Source organism: uncultured Allobaculum sp. (assembly GCF_948576815.1).
Taxonomy (GTDB): domain Bacteria; phylum Bacillota_I; class Bacilli_A; order Erysipelotrichales; family Erysipelotrichaceae; genus Allobaculum; species Allobaculum fili.
In genome coordinates this window covers 1-8,057 of the sequence record NZ_CAPAEZ010000092.1, presented here as the reverse complement: position 1 = coordinate 8,057, position 8,057 = coordinate 1, and the positions used below count along the sequence as shown (strand labels likewise).

Below are 8,057 nucleotides of genomic sequence, written 5' to 3'. Positions count from 1 at the left end.
AATTATCCCAAGGAGGCGGTCGAGAAAATACCCGTCTTTTATTTGACGCTTACCAAAGACGGTTTCTCAGGCCTATCTAAAAATCAAAAACTGGATGGTTCTGCAGCGTATGCAGAGGCCATCCAGTTTTTTGGTTAAAGAGATATTGCTTTATTTGTGAAGCGGGCGAAGCTCCAGTTCGAGATAGTAAAGAAGCGGATCGAACATTTTCGTATTGAAGGCGTACGCCCAGTGATTTTCGGTACCGTTTCGCTCTTCTTCGCTGTCCCAGTCGTTATCCCAGCGCGCAAGAATGCGCTCTTTCTGTTCTGATGTGACTTCGGCACTGCCCATGAACTCCAGACAGTTTTCAAGCGACGTTTCTTCACGAAACGGCGAGCAGCTAAGCTGCGGAACGTCTTCCCTGAGACGAGCGATGACACTCTGCGCCAGCTCTTCATCGCGTGTGGAGACGACGGCGCGCAGCGTGAGATTAAAGCGCGGTGTCGAGGACATAGGCGGCCAGCTTTTCAATATTGGTGTCGTTGACTTTGGAGAAAATCTTGCCCATGGAGAAGTTCAGAACCGCTACCGAAATTTCATCGTTTTCTCTGGCGATGGTAAACGTACCGATCGCGTCTCCATAAAAGACGTCGAAGACGTAGACGGTTCTTTCGCCGTCTTTTTCTTCAGAGCGAAGCTCCGCCTTGAAATCTTCCTTATTTTTCAGAATATTGCGAACCGCATTGGCTGCGGTCAGAGATACTTTCTTAGCCATTTTCTTTCTCTCTTTCTTTTTCTCGTGGACGAAACGCATCAGCCGATCATACAGGTGCTCAAATTCGCTGAAAACGTCCGGATTCTGTTTTCATTTTAACTAAGCCTTTTACCCGATTCAACCAGAGGCCAAAGACAAAGCCGGTCCGGCGCAGGGACGGATCGGCTTGAGTGTGTGTAAAATCGGAGAACCGATCGAAATCGATTCAGAAATATCGGGATGGTTCTAGCGCTTCTGCGGTTCGTAGGTAACCTGAATGCCCAGCGAATTGTAGGTGTTCAGATCCGTATCAGCCAGATCGCCGCAGATGTGCGCCTGGGTTCCGCGCAGCTTGGGCAGCTGTTCGAGCGCCATGGCGGCTTCCGGATTGTTCTGAGCCGAGAGCGAGAGGGCGATCAGCGTTTCAAACGTGTGAAGGCGCGGGTTGATGGAACCCATGTATTCGGTTTTGAGATTCTGGATTGGGCGGAAGGCTTCCGGTTCAATGAGCAGGTGGGAATCTTCAATACCGGCCAGTTTCTTAATGGCGTTCATCACCAGACCGGCGGACGGACCCATGAAATCGTTATTGGCTGAGCCGATCATTGTGCCGTCATCCAGCTCCAGAGCGCCGCAGGGCACTTTACGAACGGCAGCACGGTCACGGGCGGCTTTGACGCATTTGCGGTCTTCCGGCGTGATCTGGCATTTCTGCAGAAGCATTTCCTGACGCTGCAGTTCATCCTGACCGCATTCGTCGAGCAGGAAGCGGGTGCGGCTTGCAAAATAGCGGCGGACAATTTCCTGAATAGCGGCTTCGCGCACGGCCTGGTCATCGTAAATGCAGAAACCGACCATGTTGACGCCCATATCCGTCGGGGAATTGTAAGGAGACGAGCCGTAAATTTCTTCAAACATCTTTTTGAGAACCGGGAAAATTTCAATGTCGCGGTTGTAGTTGATGGCGACTTTGCAGTACGCCTCGAAATGGAACGGGTCGATCATGTTCTTGTCATCGAGATCGGCAGTCGCCGCTTCATACGCTTCATTGACCGGATGATTCAGCGGCAGCGACCATACCGGGAACGTTTCAAACTTGGCGTAGCCCGCTTTGATGCCGCGCTGGTTTTCATGGTAAAGCTGGGAAAGACATGTTGCCATTTTTCCCGAACCGGGACCTGGCGCCGTAACGACAACGAGCTGACGCTCGGTTTCGATGTAGTCGTTCTTGCCAAAACCGTCCTTGGAAATAATGTGGCGGGTATCCGTTGGATAGCCTTCAATTACATAGTGGTAGTACACCTTGATGTTTTTCTTGTGCAGCTGGCGTTTCAGTTTCTGGGCACTCTTCTGTCCGGAATACTGGGTAATTACGACCGAGCTGACAAAAAGGCCGGCTTTCTGGAACTCTTCAATCAGACGAAGAACGTCCTGATCGTAGGAAATCTGCAGGTCCTCACGGATTTTCGCCGCTTCAATATCCTTGGCGGAAATGGCGATGACCACTTCGGCTTCATCCTTTAATTCCAGCAGCATCTGCAGCTTGGAATCCGGCTGGAATCCCGGCAGAACGCGGCTCGCGTGAAAATCATCAAAAAGCTTTCCTCCGAATTCGAGGTACAGCTTGCCTCCAAAAGAATCAATCCGCTTTCGAATCTGATCGGACTGAATTTTCAAATATTCATTATTATCAAAACCCTGTTTCATGTTTTCGCCTCCCGTTTTCTGCTTGATTGTAGCACAAGAAAAGAGTGCTGATTTTCTGGAAAGTCTGTGTGCCCTTTCCTGCGTCCATCCGCTTGAATCTGCCCTTTTTTTCGCCTCGTGTAAAGCCGAAGCCGTCTGTCGACGGCAGGCTTCCGGGGCCGGACTTGAAAGGTTCATCTTTCGTTGTCACAATATCGGAAGACCATGAACAACCGTACCTATCCGCCGATTCATAAGGCGCTGAAAAAATATTATGGCTATGACGAATTCCGTCCGGGACAGATTGATCTGATCTGCGCGCTCTTAGACGGCCGCGATGTGCTGGGCATTATGCCGACCGGCGCAGGCAAGTCGGTGTGCTACCAGATCCCGGCGGTTTTTCTTCCGGGAATCACGCTGGTCATTTCGCCGCTGATCTCGCTGATGAAAGACCAGGTTGCCGCGCTGAACCAGGCCGGCATTCCCGCCGCGTTTCTGAACAGCTCGCTCAATTCCGGCCAGTATCGCAAAGCCCTCTATTTCGCTTCGCAGGGCCGCTACAAAATCATTTATGTGGCACCGGAACGTCTGTTAACGCCCGCCTTTTTAAACTTTGCGCAGTCGATGAACATTTCCATGATCGCGGTCGATGAAGCGCACTGCGTGTCGCAGTGGGGCCAGAACTTCCGTCCCAGCTATCTCGACATTGCCGAATTCGCGCAGAAGCTGCCGAAACGCCCGATTCTCGCGGCGTTTACCGCCACAGCCACCGGACCGGTCAAGGACGATATCCTTCACATGTTAAATCTGAAGGATCCAAAACTTCTCGTCACCGGTTTTGACCGGCCAAACCTGTATTTTGAAGTGCAGCAGCCCCGCGACAAGATGAAAGCCATCCAGGATTATCTTGAGGAGCATACCGGCCAGAGCGGCATCATCTACTGCCAGACACGCAAGGAAACCGAAGAAGTCGCGCAGGCGCTCTGCGAAGCCGGCTTCCCATGCACCCGCTATCATGCCGGACTCGATGATACGGAACGCTCCCGCAACCAGGACGATTTCCAGTTTGACAGGGTTCCGCTCATTGCGGCGACCTCCGCGTTTGGCATGGGCATCAACAAGTCGAACGTGCGCTTTGTCATTCACTATTCCCTGCCCCAGTCGCTTGAAAACTACTATCAGGAAGCGGGCCGTGCCGGACGCGACGGCGCTCCGGCGGAATGCATTTTACTGTTCGCGCCGGCCGACATCATGGTCAGCAAGTTTCTGATTGAACGCTCCAACGAAGACAATCCCGATCAGGAGCTGCGCGATCTGCACCGTCTGAACCAGATGGTCGACTACTGCAAGACGACCGCCTGCCTGCGCGCGACCATTCTCGCCTATTTTGGCGAAACGTCGGCGGGCACGTGCGACAACTGTTCCAACTGCAAAGGCGAATGGGAAGACGAAGACATTTCCCAGGAAGCGGCGAAAATTTCCAAGGCGATCGACGCGATGCCCCGCGCCTACGGTCTCAATACCGTACGCGATTTTCTTGCCGGCGCCAGTACGAAAAAAATCCGGGAAGCGTATCTCGATCACGTCGAAGGCTACGGCAGTCTGAAAAATCTGTCGAAAGAGCAGATTGCCTCGCTTCTCGAAAGTCTGATCATGAAAGGCTATCTGCAGCGCTCATCCGATCGCTGGCAGGTCATTTACGGCAGCCGTAAACTCCGCGAAGATTTAAAAAAGGGCACACTGATTACGATGCGCCGTCCCAAACGGCACTCCCTGCCGGAAGGCTCGCGGACGGGCACAAACCGTTCCGCCAGCCGGTCCGCACTTTCGAATACTTCGCGTTCAATTGCCTCTTCCCTCTCTTCCCCTGGCGATTCTGCCGACGCGTTCGATACCGCTCTCTTTGACCGGCTCCGACAGAAGCGACTGGATCTAGCCAAGGCCCGCGGTCTTCCGCCGTATATCATTTTCTCGGACGCCACGCTCATGGCGATGGCACGCGAAATGCCCCTTTCCGAAGACGAATTCATGGCCATCAACGGGGTCGGCCAGATCAAGTTCGAACGGTATGGAAAAGCCTTCCTCGGCGTCATTCAGGACTTCCTTTCCAAAGACGCGGGCGAAACCGGAACGGACACCGACAACTGATCCCAAAAAGCAGGAAACGAAAAAGCAAAGAACAGAAAAAACGAAGCGCTCTCGAAAGCCGGGGACAGACATCCAAGTCGTTCGCTCTTTCGAAGCCGCTTCGTTTTCTTTTTGTTTTCGTAATCTTATTTCGTAATCTTACTGGTTTTTATTTGAAGATCTGGGATTTTTCCAATTCACGCAGCCAGGTCACATGACGGAAGATTTGCCTGCGACAAAACGCTCTCTATTCCGCAAACGTCCTCTAAATCTAAAGCGCTATCGCTATAAAGTGCGCAGGGCGTCGACCAGAGCTGTTTTTGCGGCGGCCTTTTCATCTTTCTGCTTGATGATTCGAGCCGGGCAGCCGGCAACGACCGCATACGGCGGGACATCTTCAATGACGATCGCCCCGGCGGCAACAACCGCATCGTGTCCGATGCGTACGCCTTCGATCACGACCGCGTTGGCCCCGATCAAAACGTTGTCTTCCACGACAACCGGAACGGCGCTTGCCGGTTCAATTACACCGGCAAGAACGGCACCGGCACCGATATGACAGTGCGCGCCGACGGTCGCACGCCCGCCCAGAATGGCGCCCATGTCGATCATCGTTCCTTCACCGACGATTGCGCCAATGTTCAGGATGGCACCCATCATAATAACGGCGTTTTTTTCGATCGTTACCCCTTCGCGGATCAGCGCGCCCGGTTCAATGCGCGCGTCGATTTCCTTGAAGTCCAGCAGCGGGATCGCCGAATTGCGCCGGTCAAATTCCACGACGCAGTCTTCCAGCTCTTCGGCATGGGCCTCCAAAATCGGCGCGATCGTTTTCCATTCGCCAAAAACGATGTTTCCAAACGTACGGCAGCCGGGAAAATCGATTTCTCTGGCGGCTTTGTAGTAGACGCGGACCGGGGATTTCTTTTCCGCAGTCGCGATGCGTTCAATAATTTCCTGCGCGTTCATGAGCGGTCTCCGATCAGCTCTTTCATCGAATACAGACCAGCTGGTTTGTTTTCCATGAATTCGGCGGCATCGAGTGCGCCGTTGACAAAGATCTGACGGTTTTGCGCGCTGTGGGAAATTCGAATTGTTTCCTGATCGCCCAGAAACAGAATTTCATGATCGCCGGCGGCGCTTCCGCCGCGCAGCGCGTGAATGCCGATTTCCTTCTTGCGCGGACCCGGTTTTCCATGCCGGCCAAAGACATGTTCGTATTCGTTTTGCGGATCGATGGCTTCCAGTAAAGACAGCGCCGTTCCGCTGGGCGCGTCGGCTTTCTGGCTGTGATGGAGTTCAACGATTTCCTTATCCCACGAGTCCAGAATAGCGGCTGCACGCGCAGCCAGATCCTTGAGGACGGCTACACCCAGCGAATAGTTGGACGAAAAGAAGACCGGACGTGTTTGCGCTTCGTCTTCAATGCGCTCAAGCTGTTCGTCTGTATAGCCGGTCGTTCCCAGAACCAGAGCGGTACTGGGATTTGCGGCCTGTTCCAGAATGAAATCCAGATTGTTCGGATGGGAAAAATCGATGATCAGATCGAGATCCTCCCTGGCCGCCAGTACGCGATCCGGATCCAGGCAATCGCCCATGACGACGTCATGACCGCGGCGCTTGGCTTCTTCTTTTAGCAGGGAGCCCATGCGTCCCTGTCCGATAACGGCGATTTTCATAACAGACCCGCCTCTTTCATGCTTGCGGCGAGCGCTTCGCGGTTCTTTTCGTCCATCGGGCAAAGCGGCAGACGGTATCCACCGACACCCATGCCCATCAGGTTCATAGCTTCCTTTACCGGAATCGGATTGACTTCAATAAAGAGCTTGTGGATCAGATCAAGATAGCGCAGCTGCAGATCCAGGGATTTTTTCACATCGCCATCCAGGAACGCCCGGACCAGATCGTGCGTTTCTTCCGGCAAAATATCCGCGAGAACGCTGATGACGCCCGAAGCGCCCAGCGACAGCATTGGCACGATGATGTCGTCGTTTCCCGAATACATCTTGAAATCTTCACCGACGAATTTCGCGATGTTCATCGCGTAGGACAGGCTGCCGCTGGCTTCCTTAATGCCCTGAATCATCGGATGGTGCGAGAGCTCTTCCACGACATCGACCGGAATGTTCACGCCGGTACGGCCGGGAATGTTATAGAGGATGATCGGAATGTTGACGTTGTCCGCACTCAGCTTGAAGTGGTCGATCAGCCCCTGACGGTTGGCCTTATTGTAGTAGGGCGAAATGAGCAGAAGCGCATCCGCACCCATGCGTTCGTATTTCAGCGATTTTTCCAGCTGCGTATGGGAGTCGTTGCTTCCGGCGCCGACAATAATCGGAATGCGGCCGTCCGCCTGTTCGATGGCGACGCGAACGACATCGTCGTCTTCCCAGTGTGTCATCGTACTGGATTCGCCTGTGGTGCCCAGAATGAGAATGCCATCGGTTTTATGCGCGATATGCCATTCAATCAGTTCTCTGAGCTTGTCAAAATTTACATTTCCGTTTTCCGAAAACGGTGTGATGAGAGCAACAATGGATCCTTCCGGCAGTTTTTTTAACATAACGTTCTCCTTGTGTCGGGGCCGACTCCAGTCATGCATCGAACAGAATTCTTACACTGTGCCGTCTTTCCTCCATGAAAAAACGGCGAAGAGTTCTCCGCCGGTACATGCCTATGACCGCCCGATAGCTCTCCTGCATAAGTATGCAGACAGTCTGTCCGATCTTCTCGAAACAGCCCACCTTAAGGCGTGCCCGCCTTTCAGTTCGGCAGATGTGCTCTTTTCTGTTCTCAGACGCCCGCCGGCTCGAACAGAAACGGTCAGATCTGCGACCTCTATCTATGGTCCTTACAATAGACCTTTTTTGAAACCGTTTTGTAAATGCGAAAGAGATTTCTGAAAATAGGATGAAAAATGTCTTTTTCCTCTTACGCTCCTCCAGAACCGGCCTTCAGTCTCTTCGATGCAGCTGCTCCAGAAGGGCATTTTTTCGCTCTTCGCTTACTTCCGGACTGGCGTACACAAAAGCCCAGATCAGTCGAATCGTATTCCAGTCGACCGGAAGCGCGAAAAGTCCATTTTTCTCGATCCGTTTTGTGAGCTGTTCGACCGCCTCATTGGTCGGATGGGCCAGAATCCCATTGCCTGCACGCACCCCATCTGCGCGAAGCATTCTGCACTTTTTCCACTTTGTAAAACCTGTCAGCGCCGCGCAAATAATGATGGCGCCCAGACATAGTTCAAAAACAGTCTCTCCCGCACCGTTATAAACGGACAGCGAATACGGGTAGATAAAATACGGGTAGATAAAAAAAAGACGCCAGAATGGAAAAAGCAAATACCGCCTCTGAATTTTTCTTCTGAACTGCAGAGAAAGCCCCCGAAAGATACTGAATTTTCCTTTATCTTTCGGGGGCTTGATATTTCTTAGCTTGCAGAAAATGGGTCTTTCAAAAACAAACATCAGTCTTCTAACATAACGATCTAACGCGATCGTTGGTTTCG

8 protein-coding genes are annotated in these 8,057 nt (G+C 52.6%); 1 reads left to right on the top strand and 7 read right to left on the bottom strand.

Features of this window, described 5'->3' with window-relative positions:
* Positions 1-150: 150 nt before the first annotated feature.
* From Q2J39_RS09975 to Q2J39_RS09965, 3 genes are all read right to left on the bottom strand, one after another.
* Complete coding sequence (locus Q2J39_RS09975; protein WP_288340517.1) at positions 151-495, bottom strand: hypothetical protein; 345 nt, start codon at positions 493-495, stop codon at positions 151-153.
* Positions 473-757, bottom strand: coding sequence for a hypothetical protein (locus tag Q2J39_RS09970; protein ID WP_288340515.1), 285 nt, complete (start codon positions 755-757; stop codon positions 473-475). The genes Q2J39_RS09975 and Q2J39_RS09970 overlap by 23 nt, the downstream gene beginning before the upstream one ends.
* 225 nt (positions 758-982) lie before the next feature.
* Positions 983-2,443 (bottom strand): DUF1846 domain-containing protein, encoded by a 1,461-nt coding sequence (locus Q2J39_RS09965; RefSeq protein ID WP_288340513.1) that lies wholly within the window; start codon positions 2,441-2,443, stop codon positions 983-985.
* Between the two features lie 204 nt (positions 2,444-2,647).
* Here Q2J39_RS09965 and recQ point away from each other — a divergent pair, with 204 nt between their 5' ends.
* Positions 2,648-4,570 (top strand): DNA helicase RecQ, encoded by a 1,923-nt coding sequence (gene recQ, locus Q2J39_RS09960; RefSeq protein ID WP_288340511.1) that lies wholly within the window; start codon positions 2,648-2,650, stop codon positions 4,568-4,570.
* Between the two features lie 264 nt (positions 4,571-4,834).
* On the opposite strand, the gene dapD is transcribed toward recQ, so the two are convergent.
* From dapD to Q2J39_RS09940, 4 genes are all read right to left on the bottom strand, one after another.
* Positions 4,835-5,518 carry a 2,3,4,5-tetrahydropyridine-2,6-dicarboxylate N-acetyltransferase gene (gene dapD, locus Q2J39_RS09955; RefSeq protein WP_288340508.1) on the bottom strand — a complete coding sequence of 228 codons (684 nt, stop codon included), beginning with the start codon at positions 5,516-5,518 and terminating at the stop codon, positions 4,835-4,837.
* Positions 5,515-6,228, bottom strand: coding sequence for a 4-hydroxy-tetrahydrodipicolinate reductase (dapB, locus tag Q2J39_RS09950; RefSeq protein WP_288340506.1), 714 nt, complete (start codon positions 6,226-6,228; stop codon positions 5,515-5,517). Before dapB ends, dapD begins: the two co-directional genes overlap by 4 nt.
* Positions 6,225-7,112: a 4-hydroxy-tetrahydrodipicolinate synthase gene (dapA, locus tag Q2J39_RS09945; RefSeq protein ID WP_288340504.1), complete on the bottom strand. Its 888-nt coding sequence runs from the start codon at positions 7,110-7,112 to the stop codon at positions 6,225-6,227. The genes dapB and dapA overlap by 4 nt, the downstream gene beginning before the upstream one ends.
* 391 nt (positions 7,113-7,503) lie before the next feature.
* A complete protein-coding gene (locus Q2J39_RS09940) occupies positions 7,504-7,725 on the bottom strand; it encodes a hypothetical protein (protein WP_230267282.1) in 222 nt (73 codons plus the stop codon).
* Positions 7,726-8,057: the final 332 nt, after the last annotated feature.

Coding starts and splice junctions, on each gene's coding strand:
- Q2J39_RS09975 (WP_288340517.1), bottom strand. CDS start 495: ATGTCCTCGACACCGCGCTTTAATCTCACGCTGCGCGCCGTCGTCTCC.
- Q2J39_RS09970 (WP_288340515.1), bottom strand. CDS start 757: ATGGCTAAGAAAGTATCTCTGACCGCAGCCAATGCGGTTCGCAATATT.
- Q2J39_RS09965 (WP_288340513.1), bottom strand. CDS start 2,443: ATGAAACAGGGTTTTGATAATAATGAATATTTGAAAATTCAGTCCGAT.
- recQ (WP_288340511.1), top strand. CDS start 2,648: ATGAACAACCGTACCTATCCGCCGATTCATAAGGCGCTGAAAAAATAT.
- dapD (WP_288340508.1), bottom strand. CDS start 5,518: ATGAACGCGCAGGAAATTATTGAACGCATCGCGACTGCGGAAAAGAAA.
- dapB (WP_288340506.1), bottom strand. CDS start 6,228: ATGAAAATCGCCGTTATCGGACAGGGACGCATGGGCTCCCTGCTAAAA.
- dapA (WP_288340504.1), bottom strand. CDS start 7,112: ATGTTAAAAAAACTGCCGGAAGGATCCATTGTTGCTCTCATCACACCG.
- Q2J39_RS09940 (WP_230267282.1), bottom strand. CDS start 7,725: ATGCTTCGCGCAGATGGGGTGCGTGCAGGCAATGGGATTCTGGCCCAT.